At 67.8% G+C, this 15300-nt stretch carries 15 protein-coding genes and 1 pseudogene; 10 read left to right on the forward strand and 6 right to left on the reverse strand.

Annotation, left to right across the window (positions count from 1 at the left end):
* Positions 1–13 precede the first annotated feature (13 nt).
* Positions 14–1264: a lipase family protein gene (locus NN4_RS42640; protein WP_415842754.1), complete on the reverse strand. Its 1251-nt coding sequence runs from the start codon at positions 1262–1264 to the stop codon at positions 14–16.
* Positions 1265–1866: 602 nt separating this feature from the next.
* On the opposite strand from NN4_RS42640, the gene NN4_RS42645 reads away from it, so the two are divergent.
* The 3 genes from NN4_RS42645 (at position 1867) to NN4_RS42655 (ending at position 4911) form a co-directional block, all read left to right on the forward strand.
* Positions 1867–2379: a mycothiol transferase gene (locus tag NN4_RS42645; RefSeq protein ID WP_147143610.1), complete on the forward strand. Its 513-nt coding sequence runs from the start codon at positions 1867–1869 to the stop codon at positions 2377–2379.
* A gap of 102 nt (positions 2380–2481) precedes the next feature.
* A complete protein-coding gene (locus NN4_RS46490; RefSeq protein ID WP_246181419.1) occupies positions 2482–4299 on the forward strand; it encodes a PDR/VanB family oxidoreductase in 1818 nt (605 codons plus the stop codon).
* An 18-nt stretch (positions 4300–4317) separates the two neighbouring features.
* On the forward strand, positions 4318–4911 hold the full coding sequence (locus tag NN4_RS42655) for a PadR family transcriptional regulator (protein WP_147143612.1): 594 nt from the start codon (positions 4318–4320) through the stop codon (positions 4909–4911).
* 6 nt (positions 4912–4917) lie between these two features.
* Here the strand turns inward: NN4_RS42655 and NN4_RS42660 are convergent, their stop codons facing one another.
* Positions 4918–5487, reverse strand: a complete 570-nt coding sequence (locus NN4_RS42660; RefSeq protein WP_147143615.1) for a TetR/AcrR family transcriptional regulator — start codon at positions 5485–5487, stop codon at positions 4918–4920.
* Positions 5488–5600: 113 nt separating this feature from the next.
* On the opposite strand from NN4_RS42660, the gene NN4_RS42665 reads away from it, so the two are divergent.
* The 3 genes from NN4_RS42665 (at position 5601) to NN4_RS42675 (ending at position 8681) form a co-directional block, all read left to right on the forward strand.
* Positions 5601–6662, forward strand: a complete 1062-nt coding sequence (locus tag NN4_RS42665) for an amidohydrolase family protein (protein WP_147143618.1) — start codon at positions 5601–5603, stop codon at positions 6660–6662.
* A gap of 29 nt (positions 6663–6691) precedes the next feature.
* Positions 6692–7840 (forward strand): GDSL-type esterase/lipase family protein, encoded by a 1149-nt coding sequence (locus NN4_RS42670; RefSeq protein ID WP_147143621.1) that lies wholly within the window; start codon positions 6692–6694, stop codon positions 7838–7840.
* A gap of 127 nt (positions 7841–7967) precedes the next feature.
* On the forward strand, positions 7968–8681 hold the full coding sequence (locus NN4_RS42675; RefSeq protein WP_147143624.1) for a DUF4386 domain-containing protein: 714 nt from the start codon (positions 7968–7970) through the stop codon (positions 8679–8681).
* Positions 8682–8687: 6 nt separating this feature from the next.
* On the opposite strand, the gene NN4_RS42680 is transcribed toward NN4_RS42675, so the two are convergent.
* Both NN4_RS42680 and NN4_RS42685 read right to left on the reverse strand, forming a co-directional pair.
* Positions 8688–9482 (reverse strand): class I SAM-dependent methyltransferase, encoded by a 795-nt coding sequence (locus NN4_RS42680; RefSeq protein ID WP_147143627.1) that lies wholly within the window; start codon positions 9480–9482, stop codon positions 8688–8690.
* Positions 9483–9500: 18 nt separating this feature from the next.
* A complete protein-coding gene (locus tag NN4_RS42685; RefSeq protein ID WP_147143630.1) occupies positions 9501–10079 on the reverse strand; it encodes a helix-turn-helix domain-containing protein in 579 nt (192 codons plus the stop codon).
* Between the two features lie 99 nt (positions 10080–10178).
* Between NN4_RS42685 and NN4_RS42690 the strand changes: the two genes are divergently transcribed.
* The 4 genes from NN4_RS42690 to NN4_RS42705 all read left to right on the forward strand — a co-directional run bounded on the left by NN4_RS42690 (position 10179) and on the right by NN4_RS42705 (position 13549).
* Positions 10179–10820: a class I SAM-dependent methyltransferase gene (locus NN4_RS42690; protein ID WP_147143633.1), complete on the forward strand. Its 642-nt coding sequence runs from the start codon at positions 10179–10181 to the stop codon at positions 10818–10820.
* Positions 10821–11069: 249 nt separating this feature from the next.
* Positions 11070–11348, forward strand: a complete 279-nt coding sequence (locus NN4_RS46815) for a mycothiol transferase (protein WP_308633356.1) — start codon at positions 11070–11072, stop codon at positions 11346–11348.
* Positions 11349–11373: 25 nt separating this feature from the next.
* Positions 11374–12399 carry an alpha/beta fold hydrolase gene (locus NN4_RS42700; protein WP_147143636.1) on the forward strand — a complete coding sequence of 342 codons (1026 nt, stop codon included), beginning with the start codon at positions 11374–11376 and terminating at the stop codon, positions 12397–12399.
* Between the two features lie 205 nt (positions 12400–12604).
* Positions 12605–13549, forward strand: coding sequence for an esterase/lipase family protein (locus NN4_RS42705; protein WP_186818899.1), 945 nt, complete (start codon positions 12605–12607; stop codon positions 13547–13549).
* Positions 13550–13607: 58 nt separating this feature from the next.
* Here the strand turns inward: NN4_RS42705 and NN4_RS45550 are convergent, their stop codons facing one another.
* Both NN4_RS45550 and NN4_RS45555 read right to left on the reverse strand, forming a co-directional pair.
* On the reverse strand, positions 13608–14624 hold the full coding sequence (locus NN4_RS45550) for a CAP domain-containing protein (RefSeq protein ID WP_222595272.1): 1017 nt from the start codon (positions 14622–14624) through the stop codon (positions 13608–13610).
* A 38-nt stretch (positions 14625–14662) separates the two neighbouring features.
* Positions 14663–15300 (reverse strand): annotated as a pseudogene (locus NN4_RS45555) (hypothetical protein); the annotation flags it as partial.

Genomic DNA, 15300 nt, shown 5'->3' on the forward strand with positions numbered 1-15300 from the left:
CATGGTTCAGTTGTTACGCGCAGTTACTCGGCGCGGGCCTGCCGTCGAAGCGGCCGTCGAGCCAGTTGAGCATCGACGGAAAGCCGAGCACGGCGGCGGTCAGATGGTCGGGGCTGGGGAAGATCTCCGACTCCACCCGCACGCCGGCGCGGCAGTACCGGTGCATCGTGTTGGCGATGGCATCCAGCGGGATGACATTGTCCTGCGGGGAGTGCCACTCGAAGATCGGCGTCTCGGGTACGCCGTCGTAGAGCTCCACGCTGTTCTCGTCTGCCACCGCCCATGCCTTCGGGTCGTGCGCGAGGACAAGGTCTTTCGCGTACTCCGGCAGGCTGTGGCCGACACCGCGGGCCAGCAGATCGTTGGTGCAGCTGTTGGCGATCGACCTGGCCGCCGCGAGCCCCTTCTCGTTCAACGCGCTGCTGATCGGGATCCGGTCCGGGTATTCCCGCTCCATACCGAGCACGGCGGCCATGCCGAGACCGAACGCCGGGTGCTGGTTGTGCCCGATGGCCCAGCCCATCGTCGTCAGGTTCATCGGGACACCGCCCTCGGCGGCGCCGACGATGTTCAGCTCGGGCGCGTACTTCGGCGCCAGCGCGGCGGCCCAGGCGGTCGCCATGCCGCCACCGGAGTAGCCGGACAGCGCCACCGGGCTCTTGCCGAGGGTGAGCTGCGGCAGCCGCTGTGCGGCGCGGATGCCGTCGAGGGTGATCTGGCCGCCCAATTTCGCTGCGCCGTAAGCACTGTTCGGGCCCAGATGGTCGGGCAGCGCGACGGACCAGCCGCGCAGCAGCGCGACGTTCAGCATCGGCGCGAACGGGACGATGAAGTTCGGGTCGTTGGCGTAGAGCGAGTGCGAGATCGCGCACTGGGTGCCGAGCCCGTTGATGATGTGCTGGAAGGACAGCAGCGGCGCGTCCGCCCGGTGCCCGATCGGGGTCACCACCGTGGTGGTCGCCGCGATCGGCTTGCCGAGGGAGTTGGTCGAGCGGAACTTGATCAGGGTGACCGAGGCGCCGGGGAAGAAGAACAGCGGCGGCATCGGACGGGCGTCCAGCACGTCGCCGGGGGTTTTGGCCGCGATGTCGGCCGGGGCGGCGTAGAACGGATCCGGGTCCGGATTCGGATAGATCGGCTGGGCGTTGGCGGTGCCGGTGCCCGCGGCGGCCATGACCGCGCTGATCGTCAGCGCGCCGAGGGCCGCGAGAATCGGTCTCAGTTTCGGGCCACCGGTTGCCTGCCGAAAAAGTCGTCTACCCACTGGGTTGTACCTCCACTGCATCGCGATAATTTTCAGGTGTCCGGCGAACTGCATTTCACGGGCGCGAAACGACAATAGTCATCGGCTCGCTTCTTGTCGCGGGCGAGCCGGGGTGGAAGTGTCGCAGATTACATAGCGCTCTTACAGCCGATTTCAGTTGTGCTCAAAGTGCCTCGCCCGCAATCGCGAGCGGGTCGCCGCCAGCGGCAATGAGCTTGCTGGCCAGGCGATTTGGTCAGCATAGTGGCTCATGGGCGGGTCGGCGCAAATGGAACCGCGCAGCGTTTCAGCGCGACTTAAAAGCGTGTTCAGTTTTCCTTGAAACGTTTTCCTGCGTTTACCGGCTATTATCCGAAGATCGCACGCTTCTGCTTTGTTCGCCCCACCGCTGCCGCTCGGCCGATGTAATGACGGCGACCGTATCGGCCTATCCGCGCGCATGCCGATGCGGAAAATTCATGTGCACCTAACGAGCTGCTCCGTCGGAATTCATCGCGCGTGGGTGACGCCCGCGCATCCGCCGCTTCGATCGCCGTGCCGCCACCGGGTCCCGGGTGCCCGGGCGGGAATAATGAACCACTCCCCCACGATTGGACCCGATCATGACCAGCGCTGACTTGTTGATCGATGCCTTCGGCCGAGTCCAGGAGCACGTGCACGCGGCGGTGTCCGGCCTGACCCGCGACGAGCTCGCCGCCCGGCTCGATCCGGGTGCCAACTCCATCGCCTGGCTGATCTGGCATCTCACCCGCGTCCAAGACGACCACATCGCCGACGTCGCGAACATCGAGCAGGTGTGGACGGCGGCGGGCTGGGTCGAGCGCTTCGGCTTGCCGTTCGACCACACGGCAACCGGCTACGGCGACAGCCCGGACCAGGTGGCCCAGCTCGGCGCCGCGTCGGCGGATCTGCTCCTCGGGTACTACGACGCGGTGCACGCCCAGACGACCGAATACGTCTCGAAACTCACCGACGCCGACCTTCCCCGCGTCGTCGACACCCAATGGGATCCGCCTGTGACGCTCGGCGTCCGGCTGATCAGTGTCATCGACGACGACATCCAGCACGCGGGCCAGGCGGCCTTCATCCGAGGAGTGCTGTTGCGCCGCAGGTGAATCGGCGGCCCGAATTCAGGGTGATCCCTGATGGCCGACGGGGTGCGCGTCTACATACTCATATAGTCGATATCGACTATATCAGTCATGCGGAGACGCCTTATGTCAGTCCAGACCCGTTCCTTGCCGAATCACGCACGGACACGCCACCTTCCGCCGCGCAGCGCGCTAATCATGCTGGCCGGGTTCACGCTGCTCGCGGTCGCCGCCGCCATGCTGCCGTCGGTCTTCCCACCGAGCATGCCCGCGGCCCGAGTTCCGATGTGGTGCTTGCTCGCCGTGCTCAGTGGCGGGCTCGCCGCGCTCCTCACCGTGCGGCCGCCCACGCCCCGCGCGGTGGTACTCGGCCTCGGCTGGCTGCTCGTCACCGCGACCGTGTTGCAGGCGTTCGTCGTCGGCGACCTGACCGCGATGTTCTCGACGTGGCTGGCGGTGCCGATCCTGGCACTGCTGGCCGGTCAGTTGACGCCCAAGCCGCGTAAGGCACTGGTCGCCGCACATGTCATCGCCTCGGCCTGCTGGGTCGGTATCGCCCTCACGGTCGCGGCGATGTCGGTGGTCGCGATGACGACCGGCGATATCGGCACCAGCCGGGTGACCTATGAGCTGATGGCGATCTTCGACCTGACGCTGCTGCCGTGGGCGAACTTCGCCACCTTCCTCACCGGCCTGGCCCTCGGCCTCACCACGAGCTGGGGCCTGTTCCGCTACTACTGGGTGGCCGTCAAGCTCACCATCGCGGTGGGAATCCTGTTCGTGGCGTTCGGGTTTCTGCACGACGCACTGGAGCAGGCGGCCACCGAAGCCGAGCATCTGGCTGCCGTGGGCGGCACGACCGCGGAACTCAGCGCGGCCGCCGAGGTGGCGTTCTGGGGTTTCGGCGGTTCGATGCTCAGCCTCGTTGCGGCAGTGCTGCTTTCGCTGTACAAACCCGGCGGCAAGACCAGCCGCGGTCGTCGGGTGCTGACCGGGGGTCGCGGCGGACAGCCACAGATTCGGGCGACCATCGTCGACACACGACCGATCGCCGAAGGGACGGTTGCGCTCACCATTACCCCCGATGGCGCTGCGACGCTGCCGGATTGGGCGCCGGGCGCACACATCGACCTGGTGCTGCCGTCCGGCCTGGTGCGCCAGTACTCGTTGTACGGTGACCCGACCGAGACCGGCACCTACCGAGTAGCCGTCCTACGCGAGCCCGACGGACGCGGCGGCTCTGCCGAGATACACACCTTGCGGGCGGGCACGCGCATCGGGATCCGCGGTCCGCGCAACAACTTTCCACTCGTCGCAGCCGATACCTACCTGTTCATCGCGGGCGGCATCGGCATCACGCCTTTCCTGCCCATGATCGACCAATTGCACCGATCGGGTGCCGACTGGCGATTGATCTATCGCGGGCGATCGCTGCCGACAATGGCTTTCGCCAACGCGCTGACCCGGCAATACCCGGACCGCGTGACGTTGCTGCCCGCCGACACCCATCCGCGGCCGGACCTCGGCGATCTGCTTCGGAAAACACCCGACGGTGTCGCGGTCTACTGTTGCGGACCCGAAAGACTCATCAGCGCAGTGGAATCGGCGATGGGCACGCACGCAACTCTGCACACCGAACGGTTCGCCGCGAGCAATCGCGCCGCCGAGCAGGCGAACGCCCCGTTCGAGGCGGAACTGCGACGGTCGGGCGTGGTGGTTCCGGTGCCCACGAACCGGACCCTGCTCTCGGCGATCCAGGACATCGATCCCACGGTCGACCTGTCCTGCGAGGACGGCGTGTGCGGCAGTTGCGCCACCCGGGTGCTGGCCGGGGTGCCCGACCATCGGGATGATGTCCTGCAAACCGACGAGCGCGATCGCGTCGATATCATCTACCCCTGTGTATCTCGCGCACGCGGTGAGCGCATCGTGCTCGACGTGTAGGAGCCGAAGGAGGGGCCGGTGGCCGCCAGGCGCGACCCGCTGCACAATCCGCTGGCCCTCGCCGTGCTCGCATACCTCATCGAACGCCCCATGCACCCTTACGAACTGGGCAAGTTACTCAAGGAGCGCAACGCCGGTCGCAGCATCGACTACAAGCACGCCTCGCTCTACATGGTCGTCGAGCAGCTCACCAGGGCCGGATACATCGCGCCGCAGCACACCGAACGCGAGGGTCAGCGTCCGGAACGCACGGTGTACCGGCCCACCGAATCCGGAAAGTCCCGCCTGCACGAGCGGATGCGGGAGCTGGTTTCGGTGCCTGCCAAGGAATACCGGCAGTTCGAGGCGGCCCTGTCGTTGATCGTGGTGCTGCGCCCGCAGGATGTAGCCGACCTACTGGATCAGCGACAACGCGCGCTCGCGGAGCAGATCGATCAGCAACGTGCGTTCGTGCACGCCACCGACGACGTCGAACCGCTGTTCCAGATCGAATACCACTACCGGATCGAATTGCTCGAAGCCGAACTACGTTTCATCGAACGCTTCCGCGACCTCATCCGAGCAGATCCCGCTGCCCTCGGCCAGTTCTGGCAGCAACTGCACGCCCGGTAATCGCGCTCAGGCCGGTGGCCAGTTCCGCAGCACCGCGTCGAGCGCGTCCAAGGTCCGCGACCAGGAGTCCTCGACATTTCGCGGGTGGCTGTCGTAGCGGCCGGTGGTTTCCAGGCTGACGTAGCCGTAGAAGGTGCCGTGCAGCAGGCGGATCGCGTCGGTCTGGTCGGGCTCGGCCAGGTCGTAGCCGCGCAGGATCGCGCGGGTCATCTCCGCGTGCCGCATGGCCGCGCTGGCGGCGGCCGTCGCCGGGTCGAGATCGAGCTGCGCCGCGGCGTACCGGCCCGGATGCCGCTTCGCGTAGTCGCGGTAGGCGTTGGCGAAGGCGACCAGCGCGTCCTTGCCCGCGCGGCCGGCCAGCGCGTCCGCGACCCGGTCGGCGAGTTCGGCCAGCGCCAGCACCGCCACCTTCACCCGCAGGTCACGCGCGTTCTCCAGGCGGGAGTACAGGCTCGCGTCCTTCACGCCGAGCTTGCGGGCCAGCGCCGAGACGGTCACGTTGTCGAAGCCGATCTCGTCGGCCAGTTCCGCCGCCGCCTCGACCAGGCTCTCGTCGGTCATCCGTGCGCGTGCCATACCGTTCTCCTCATCGACCAAGGACCTAAAACATTTGCCTAATATGTCTAGGTAGTTTAGCGTATCTACTTGCTAAATCAGCCAGCGAGTGCGACCGAGGGGAGACCTCCACCATGAACGCTCAGGTTTCCCATCCGACGCGCCCGACGGAGTTCGGCCGAATCTTCCCGCCGGACGACAGCTGGCTCGCGCGGCAGCGGCCAGAGGAGATCCTGCTGCCCGACCTGCCGATCATCGATCCGCACCATCACCTCTGGTACCACCCTGGATTCCGCTATCTGCTGGAGGAATTCACGGCGGACACCGGCAGCGGGCACAACGTGATCGGCACCGTCCACGTCGAGTGCATGTCGGCGTACCGCACCGACGGGCCGACCGAGTTGCGACCGGTCGGCGAGACCGAGTGCATCGCCACACTGGCCGCGGCCGCCGCCGCCGCGGGCGGTCCGACCAGGGTCGCCGCCGGAATCGTCGGACGGGCGGACTTCGCCCTCGGGGCCGACATCGTCGACAACGTCATCGAGCATCACCTCGCCGCCGCGCAAGGCCGATTCCGTGGTCTCCGCTTCGCGGCGAGCTGGGACGCGAGCGCGGATATCGAGCTCAGCCATCCGGGCAGCCGGCCGCACATGCTCGCCGAACCGGCGGTGCGGGAGTGCGCACGCGTGGTCGCCGACCGCGACCTGGCGCTCGACCTGTGGATTTTGTCCCCCCAACTCGCCGACGCCGCCGAGTTGGCCGAGGCGATTCCCGAGCTGCGCCTGGTGCTCGACCACTGCGGCGCACCTCTCGGCTTCGGACCCTATGCCACCGACCGGGCGGCACACTTCGCCACCTGGGCGCGGGGCATCCGGGAGGTGGCGCGACGACCGAACGTCGTCTGCAAACTCGGCGGCCTGCTCGCCACCGCCGCCGCCTTCGACTACCGCACCGCCGCGACGCCGCCGACCTCGGAAGAGCTTGCCGCCCTGTGGCGACCGTGGTTCGACACCTGCGTCGAGGCCTTCGGTCCGGACCGGTGCATGTTCGAAAGCAACTTTCCCGTCGACAAAATGGGAACTCGATACGCGACGCTGTGGAACGCCTTCAAAAGGCTTGCCGCCGGCGCCTCGGATACCGAACTGGCCGCGCTGTTCGCGGGAACCGCCCGCCGAACATATCGGCTGACGCTGTAGCCGCCGCGATCTCCCTAAGGAACATCCCCATGATCACCATCCCCATTCGACCCGAAATAATCCGTGGCGCACTCGATTTCGAGCGCACCGCGAAAGGACTGCTGCCGCACCGCCTTCCGGCGAGCGCGCGCCAGCAGTTCCCCGACGACTATCTGGCGATGGTCGAGGCCCAGCCCGCCGGCGTGCGGCTGGCCTTCCGAACCAGCGCGACCGTCATCGAGCTGGACACGCTGCCCATTCGGACCGTCTACCGAGGCGCCCCGGCGCCGTCGGACGGCGTGTACGAGCTGCTCGTGGACGGTCGACCGGCCGGCCGGGGCACCGTGCCCGGCGGCACCCGCCAGCTCGTCGACATGGCCACCCAGGCGAAGGTCACCGAGACCGGCCCGGCGGGCACCCTCCGCTTCGACGGACTGTCCGCCGATCCGAAGGACATCGAAATCTGGTTGCCGCACACCGAAATCACCGAGTTGGTCGCCCTGCGCACCGACGCACCGGTCGAGGCGACGCCGGACCGTGGCCGCAGAACATGGCTGCACCACGGCAGTTCGATCAGTCACGGTGCCAACGCCGACCGCCCGACGGCCACCTGGCCCGCCCTGGCCGCCGCCCGCGGCGAGGTCGAGCTGATCAACCTGAGTCTGCGCGGCAACTGCCTGCTCGATCCGTTCGTCGCGCGCGCCATCCGCGATACCCCGGCGGATCTGATCAGCCTCAAGATCGGCATCAATGTGGTCAACTCGGATGTGATGCGGCTGCGCGCCTTCGGGCCCGCGGTGCACGGTTTCCTCGACACCATCCGGGACGGGCATCCGAGCACGCCGCTGCTGGTCGTCTCCCCCATTCTCTGCCCGATCCACGAGGACACGCCCGGTCCGGGCGCTCTCGAATTCGACGGCACGAGAGTGACTTTCCGCGCCACCGGCGACCCCGCGGACCGGGCCACCGGGCGGCTGACCCTCAACATCATCCGCGACGAACTCGCCCGCATCACCAAGCAGCGCGCGGCCGACGACCCGAACCTGCACTACCTCGACGGCCGTTCGCTGTACGGCGAGAAAGATTTCCAGGAGCTGCCCCTGCCCGACCACCTGCACCCCGACCCCGCCACGCACCGCCGCATCGGAGAACGCTTCGCCGACTTCGCCTTCGGCGACACAGGGTTGTTCGCCGACTGAGTTCGACCCCGCTGTCGAGCCATCGATAGCGGGGTCGGGAACGGCCCTTAAGTGGTTTCCCTGATGTGCGACAGGTGCGGGCCGGCGGATACTTCCTGGTGCGGTAGATCACCTGGGGAGGCAGCCGATGTCAACTCTCGAATCCACGAAAACTGTTGCCGCTGACCAGTTTCGTCGGCTTCAACTGCGCGTCGCCGGCATCGTGGCGTTGACCGGGGTGGTGCTGATCGTCTTCGTCAATTCGCTTCTGGGCGAAGTGCCGCGGACCGAATACCTCGCGGTGCTGGACCACGTCAACGAACGTCCCTGGTTCGTGATGCGCCTGGCCGGAATTCTGGCCATGCTCGCCTGGGTGGTGGCGTTCTCGACAGTGGGCCGGACACTGCGCGATCCGATCGGCCGAGTGATCGCGCGGATGGGCGAGCCGGTGCTGATCGTCGCGGTCGCGGTCTTCGCGGTCGACTACGCCCACGACGGCTTCAGCATCGGCGTCACCGCAGAGCGTTGGGCCGCAGGCGAGCTGGCCGCGAACGACGCCGTTGCCGACGCCAGGGTGCTGGAGGTACTGGTCGGTGCCACCTCGATGTTGTCCCAGGCACTACTGGGCCTCGGGTTGACGATCTACGCGGCAGCGCTGCTACTGACGCGCGAATTCTCCCGAATCCTGTGCTGGCTCGGCATCATCGGCGCCGCAGGATGGTTCCTGGGCGGCGCGGCGCTGATCGCCAGGGTGGACGGTCTCCGGTTCGAGGTCGTCCTTCCCTTCGTCGGCGCCGCAACGATCTGGGTGACCGGGATCGGTATCACTTTGATCCGACGCAGCTTTCGGACCGATCAATAGTGCCGGTCAGGCGTCCGCGACGAGGTGGCGGGCGCGGGGTTGGTGGTGCCATGCGCCGGACGGGGCGCGGCGGAGGAATTCGTCGCGTAGCTGGGCGATGAAGGTGGCGCCGCGGGCGGTGGCCAGGGGGCGCAGCGGGCCGGAGGTGGTGTGGGTGTCGAAGAACGTTGCCGCGTCGGGGTGGGACATCGGGTAGGAGAGGTGCTCGTCGCGTTCGATGCAGGTGCCCTGTGTGGTCAGGGCGGGGGCCAGGCGTTGTTCCCAGGATCTGTCGCCTGCGGGTACCTCGGCGCGTAAGACCTTGGAGAGCAGTGCGAACGGGCCTTCGGTTTCCGTTGCGGTCGGCCAGAAGACAACTGACAGCCGACCGCCGGGACGTAAAGCCGCTGCCCAGGATTGGATCGCCTGGTCGGGCTCGGGCAGCTGCTGTAGTCCGAAGACCGACACCACTGCCGCGCACCGATGAGCCCAACGGGAATCCAGGGTCGAGGCGTCCCCTTCGACGACGCTCACCTGCGGGTGTGACGCGGCGCGTTCGCGGGCCCGGCGCACCATGCCCGGGGACAGGTCGATGCCGACCAGCTCACGGTCCGGGAGATGCTCGACCAGCGCGTCCAGCTCTGGAAATGTCCCGCAGCACGGGACGAGAACCGGCCCCGACGGCAGGGCGTCGACGGTGACCGCACGCACGGCCGCGGCCACCCACGGCGCGAAGCGTGGGACGTAGTACGCCTCGTACCCGGTCACCGCCTCGTCCCAGCCCCTGGCGCGGCGGGCGAGTTCTTCGGCACGGTCGGTCACGTTGTCCACCTTGCCTTTTCACGCGTGCCGGGGACGGACGTGCACGCGCTCACCCTGCAAGCCGAACAGGATGAGCAGCTCCACCGCCTGCCCGTCGGCCGAACCGAGCCAGTGCGGCAGCGAGGTGTCGAACTCCGCGGCCTCACCGGGCGGCAGCGTGATGTCCTGCTCGCCGACTATCAAGCGCAGTTTGCCATTGAGCACATACAGCCACTCGAAACCGCTGTGCGTTTTCAGCGCCACCTCGGCCGGCTGCTTCCTGGCCGGGATGAGCATCTTGTAGGCCTGGGTGCCGCCGGGCCTGCGGCTCAGCGGAATGAAGGTCATGCCGTGGCGATGGATCGGGTGCAGGTGGATCCGCAGGTCGCCGGTGCGTGGCGCGCCGACCATGTCGTCGATCGGGACGTCGTAGGCGCGGGCCAGCGGCAGCAGCAACTCCAGCGTGGCCCGCCGCCGCCCGCTCTCCAAGCGGGACAGCGTGCTCTCCGAGATGGCGGTCTTCGCCGCGAGCTCGGCGAGGGTGATGCCGCGCTGCCTGCGCAGCGCACGCAGCCGCGGCCCGACCGCATCCAGTACGTCGTCGATGTCATCGGCCATGTCCCCATCTTGCCGAGACGGCAAGTTTGCGTGCAATCACGGACGGTCCGGAGCCACAGTGAAAACGGTTCCTGTTGATCTTCGAAAGGGCGAGGCCGCATGGGCACGCACTCCACCGACACCGCCGCCGGCCGCTTCTGGGACGAGCACTACCGCACGCCACGGCCCATCCGCACCGGACGGGCGAACCCCGTGCTCACCGAGATCGCGGACGCGCTCGCCCCGGGCACCGTGCTCGACCTCGGCTGCGGACCCGGCGACGACGCGCTGTGGCTCGCCGCGCGCGGCTGGCAGGTCACCGCGGTCGACATCGCGGTCACCGCAGTGCGGCGCCTCGCCGAGCAGGCCCGGGCGCTGGACCTGCACACCAGGATTTCCGCGCAGTGCGTCGACCTGGCCGAGGACTTTCCGGCCGGCACGTTCGACCTGGTGTCCGCGCAGTACTTCCACACACCGTTCGCGCTGCGCCGGGCGCGCGTCCTGCGCACTGCGGCACACGCACTGGCCCCCGGTGGCCGCCTCCTGGTCGTCGACCACGGCTCCACCGCACCGTGGTCCTGGAATCAGGATCCCGAGGTTCACTACCCCACCCCGGACCAGGTGTCCGCCGAGCTGGCCCTCGATCCCCAGCAATGGTCCATCGAGCGCGCGGAGACGCCGCGACGGCGGGCGACCGGCCCCGGTGACCAGACCGCGACCGTCGTCGACCACGTCCTGGTCATCCGCCGCACCACACCCTGACCCCCAACGACTTTCAGCCTGAACGGAGGGACCGACAATGCCCACACCACGACGCCGCCGCGACGCGGGCCCGCCGCAGACCGGCCCCGGCGAAAAGGAGGTGCTGCTCGGCTTTCTCGACTACCTGCGCGACGCGGTACTCGCCAAGGCCGACGGTGTGCCGGAACCGCAGATCCGCACCCCCGGTGTCGATTCCGGGACGAATCTGCTCGGCCTGATCAGCACCTCACTCAGGTCGAGCGCTACTGGCTGCTCGAGCACCCGGTCACCGACTGGGCAGCCACCTTCCGCCCGACGCCCGACGAGAGCGCCGAGCAACTCCTCGACGCCTACCGGCAGACCAACGCCGCAGCGAACGAGGTCATCGCAGCGTGCACCGACCTCACCGCGCCGGGTCCACGGCCGGGTGGACGCCGCACCGCACCGTCCTGGCGCTGGACGCTGACCCACATGCTCGAGGAGACGGGCAGGCACGCCGGGCACGCCGACATCCTGCGGGAACTCATCGACGGCGCCACCGGCCGCTGAAACCCCTTGTAACAGAGAGATACCCATGCATCACCCGAAGACTCCTGCCCGCCTGATCGCTGCCGCCGCGGCCGCGCTCGTGCTGATCACCGGTTGCGGATCCACCACCGACCCGGCGAAACCGGCCGACCCGGTGGCCGCACAACAGACGTCCGGCTTCGACGCCGCCACCCGCGACGACGAGGAGTTCAACCGCACCTTCCGGCACGAGTTCGCCGACGTCGACGGCGTGCGCATGCACTACGTCACCGGCGGCTCCGGCCCCGCCCTGGTGCTGTTGCACGGCTGGCCGCAGACCTGGTTCGAGTGGCGCGCCATCATGCCCGCCTTGGCCGAGCGCTACACCGTGTACGCCCTCGACCTGCCCGGACTCGGTGACAGCACCGGGTCGCCGCCGTCCTACGACAAGGCGACCCTGGCCCGCTACGTGCACACCCTCGTCGCCGAGCAGCTCGGGCTGCGCGATGCCAGGGTCGTCGGGCACGATCTGGGCGCGGCGGTGGCGTTCCAGTATGCCGTCCAATTCCCGCGGGACATCACCAAACTCGGCTATCTGGACCTGCCGCTACCTGGACCTGCGGTCAGCGGTGCGCAGTATCGGAATATGAGCTGGCACATCGCGTTCCATACGCAGCGGCAAGTCCCGGAGGCCGTGGTCGGCGACGATGTGCGCGAGTACCTCAGCCTGTTCTATCCGCAGGTCGCCTTCGGCGGCACCGCATTCGGCGGTTCCGGTGCCGCGTCACCGTTCACCGACGCGGAGATCGATGAGTACACCCGCACTTACCGGCGTCCCGAGGTGCTGCACGGCGGGTTCGAGTTGTATCGCACCCTCGACCAGGACGTCGCCGCCAATATCGCGGCGTCGCCCATCACCACACCGACCTTGGTGCTGACCGCCGCCGGACTGGTCGACTCGACCATGGCGACCCTCGCGCCGCGAATCGCCACGGTGACCCGCGCGGTCGACGTGCCGCGGGCCGGGCATTGGCTGGCCGAGGAGAACCCGAAGTTCGTCACCGACGAACTACTCGCCTTCCTCGGTTCCTGACGGCGGATGCTGCGCGTATCCGCGCTCAAACCTGTTGTCGCGCTTAACCATATGAAGCCACGGTGATGTTCGTCGACAAGCGGAGACAAACACAACAGGATGTCCACCGAGGTGTTCTGTTGTAGTCACTTCGCGGATAGCTGGTGGGTCTGGACTGATTCAGCAGAAAGGGGCCCAGGTTATGCGCCGTAATCCCATTGTCTCGATGACTATCGCCGCGATTGCCGCCGGGGTGGTGGCCGCGCCCGCCGCCACCGGCGAACCGAACGGTCCGGCTGGGTCGCGACCGCCGTATCCCGTCTCCTACCTGTTCAGCGACGCGGTGGACGCCGAGAGGGACCACCCCGGTGCCGCGCCGGTCGGCGCCAACGACTGGACCTGCAAACCCACTGCGCTACACCCCAATCCAATTGTGCTGGTGCACGGCGGGCCGGAGACGGTGCGCCTGGATTGGGGTGCGCTCGCGCCGTTGCTGGCGAACAACGGCTACTGCGTGTACGCCCTGAGCTACGGCGCGATTCCGGGGATGCCCGGACCGCTCGGCGCGCTCGGCGGGCTGTTGCCGATCGAGCAGAGCGCGCAGCAGTTGCGCGACTTCATCATCAAGGTGCGGGCGGCGACCGGCGCGCAGAGCGTCGATATCGTCGCGCACTCCGAAGGCAGCCTGGTCACCGACTATTACGCCAAGTTCCTCGGCGGCGCGAACAAGATCGACCGCTTCATCTCGATCGGGCCGGGCTGGCACGGCACCAGCTCGCTCGGGTTCGGCGCCCTCTTCACCGCGCTGGCCGCCCGGCTGCGGCTGACGCCCGCACTGACCGCCGTCGTGGACCCGGTCTGCGCCGCCTGCTTGCAGATTCAGACCGGCTCGGAATTCCTGCGCAAGCTCGCCGGCGCGGGCAGCACGGTGCCCGGCGTCACCTACACCAACATCGTCACCGAGCACGACGAGTTCGTGGTGCCGTACTCCAGCGGAATCGTGCAGGGGCCGAGCGTTTCCAACCACGTCGTCCAGGTTTACTGCCCCGGCGACCTGACCGACCATCTCCTGCTGCCCTACGACAAGGTGGTGGCCCAGCTCGTGTTGAACGCACTGGACCCGGACGACACCACCCACCCGACCTGCACCAGCACCCCGCCCAACAGCTGACAAGAAAGTGCCGCCGGACTCCTCGTCGAGTCCGGCGGCACCGCTGGGGGGTGGCGGGCTACCAGGCGCCCTTACCTACGAGCTTTCCCAAGATCTCGTCGAAGCCGTTGCTCCACGGGTCCCACGCCGCATTGTTCGCCGGCTTGTCGAAGCCGTTGCTCCAGGGATCCCAGGAGGACTCACCGGAGTTGGCCTCGGCCCACGGGTCCCACGACGAATCGCCCCAGGGGTTCCAGGACGCCTCGCCACTATCCGGCGTCGTCTCGGATCCGTCGCCCCATGGGTTCCAGGACGAATTGTCGCCATTGTCCGAACCATTGTCGGATCCGTCGCCCCACGGGTCCCAGGACGAATTGTCGCCATTGTCCGAACCGTCGCCCCAGGGATTCCACTGATCGCAGGGCGGATTACCGTCGCCGTCGGAAGGCGTATCGGGCTTGTCCCCGCCTGGCGTGTCCCCGCCGCCGGGCTTGTCCCCGCCACCGGGCTTATCGCCACCGCCCGGCTTATCGCCACCGCCGGGCTTTTCCCCGCCCGGCTTACCCGGCTTGTCCCCACCCGCAGGCTTCTCGTCCGGCGATCCGTTGGACGTGCCGAAGTTCTGCGTCCAGTAGGGCGTGCCGTTGCCGCTCTTGGCATAGCCGACGCCTATATCGCGTAGGCCGCAGTTGAGGATGTTGGCCCGGTGGCCGGCGCTGTTCATCCACGCGTTGACCACCTCGGTCGCGCTGCGCTGACCGGCGGCGATGTTTTCCGCCCAGGTCTGCGCTCGATAACCCGTTGCCCTGATCCGATCCCCCGGATCGCCTTTCGACGAGTTGTGATCCATGAAGCCGCCCGCGGCCATATCCTCCGAATGGCCTTGCGCGGCTTGGGTAAGACGGCTTTCAACTTTCAGAGCGGGACAGCCCGCTTTGGCACGTTCATTGTTGGTGAGACTGACGACCGCGTCGGCGGGTGCCTGCGATTCGGGCGCCGCCTGCGCGGCGGGTGCTCCGGCAACGGCGCAGAACGCGACCGCAGAGAAGCCGACAGCGGTGGAAAAAGACAGCATTGTAGCGGGGGAGAAACGCACAATTTCCTTCGAGAGTTGTCGAACTTTTAGAACAAATATCAGCCGACCGGGCTCGGCTCGAGCGCGAGCGGTTTCCAGTCGGCGTCGGCGTCGGCAGCGTCGACGACGTCGGCGTAATCAGCGACGCTGGTGTCGTCGCCGTCTTCGGTGTAACCGGTGTCATCGCCGTCCTCCGCGTAACCGGCACCGTCGGCGCCCTCGGAGTAACCGGTGATCTCCGTGTCGTCGGCGTAACCGGCGACATCGGCGTCATCAGTGGCTTCGGCCGTCTCGGCGTCCCCGGAATCCCCGGCCGCGCCGGAGTAGATGCCGACGCTGGTCTCCTCGGAGCCGTCGCCGGCATCGGAGTCGCCGGTCTCCTCGGCGTCGTCGACCGCATCAGAGTTGTCGACGACATCGGAGTCGGCATCCTCGGCGTAATCATCAGCGGCAGGCGCGGGCGCCGCGGGCCGCCCCTTCGGGCTCGGCGGATTGTTACTGGTGATCAACTGGATCAAGCCTTTCGCCAGCACCGGCCCGACCTCCTTCGCCAGCGCCTCCAGCACCGTGCGCAGCGGTGCGGGCAAGGCCGCACTGCCCGTGGCGAGCGAGTCCACGAGGGTGGCCAGCGGCGACCCGTCACTCTTCGGCGCCGGTCCCGGCTTCGCGGTGCCGCCCGGCTTGGGGGCCGGCCGCT

This window comes from Nocardia ninae NBRC 108245, assembly GCF_007990755.1.
GTDB lineage: Bacteria > Actinomycetota > Actinomycetes > Mycobacteriales > Mycobacteriaceae > Nocardia > Nocardia ninae.

Bases quoted from the DNA above. Each gene is read 5' to 3' on its own strand.
- NN4_RS42700 (WP_147143636.1), top strand. From the start codon at position 11,374: ATGCATCACCCGAAGACTCCTGCCCGCCTGATCGCTGCCGCCGCGGCC.
- NN4_RS42685 (WP_147143630.1), bottom strand. From the start codon at position 10,079: ATGGCCGATGACATCGACGACGTACTGGATGCGGTCGGGCCGCGGCTG.
- NN4_RS42675 (WP_147143624.1), top strand. From the start codon at position 7,968: ATGTCAACTCTCGAATCCACGAAAACTGTTGCCGCTGACCAGTTTCGT.
- NN4_RS42645 (WP_147143610.1), top strand. From the start codon at position 1,867: ATGACCAGCGCTGACTTGTTGATCGATGCCTTCGGCCGAGTCCAGGAG.
- NN4_RS42660 (WP_147143615.1), bottom strand. From the start codon at position 5,487: ATGGCACGCGCACGGATGACCGACGAGAGCCTGGTCGAGGCGGCGGCG.
- NN4_RS42665 (WP_147143618.1), top strand. From the start codon at position 5,601: ATGAACGCTCAGGTTTCCCATCCGACGCGCCCGACGGAGTTCGGCCGA.
- NN4_RS46490 (WP_246181419.1), top strand. From the start codon at position 2,482: ATGTCAGTCCAGACCCGTTCCTTGCCGAATCACGCACGGACACGCCAC.
- NN4_RS42690 (WP_147143633.1), top strand. From the start codon at position 10,179: ATGGGCACGCACTCCACCGACACCGCCGCCGGCCGCTTCTGGGACGAG.
- NN4_RS42670 (WP_147143621.1), top strand. From the start codon at position 6,692: ATGATCACCATCCCCATTCGACCCGAAATAATCCGTGGCGCACTCGAT.
- NN4_RS42705 (WP_186818899.1), top strand. From the start codon at position 12,605: ATGACTATCGCCGCGATTGCCGCCGGGGTGGTGGCCGCGCCCGCCGCC.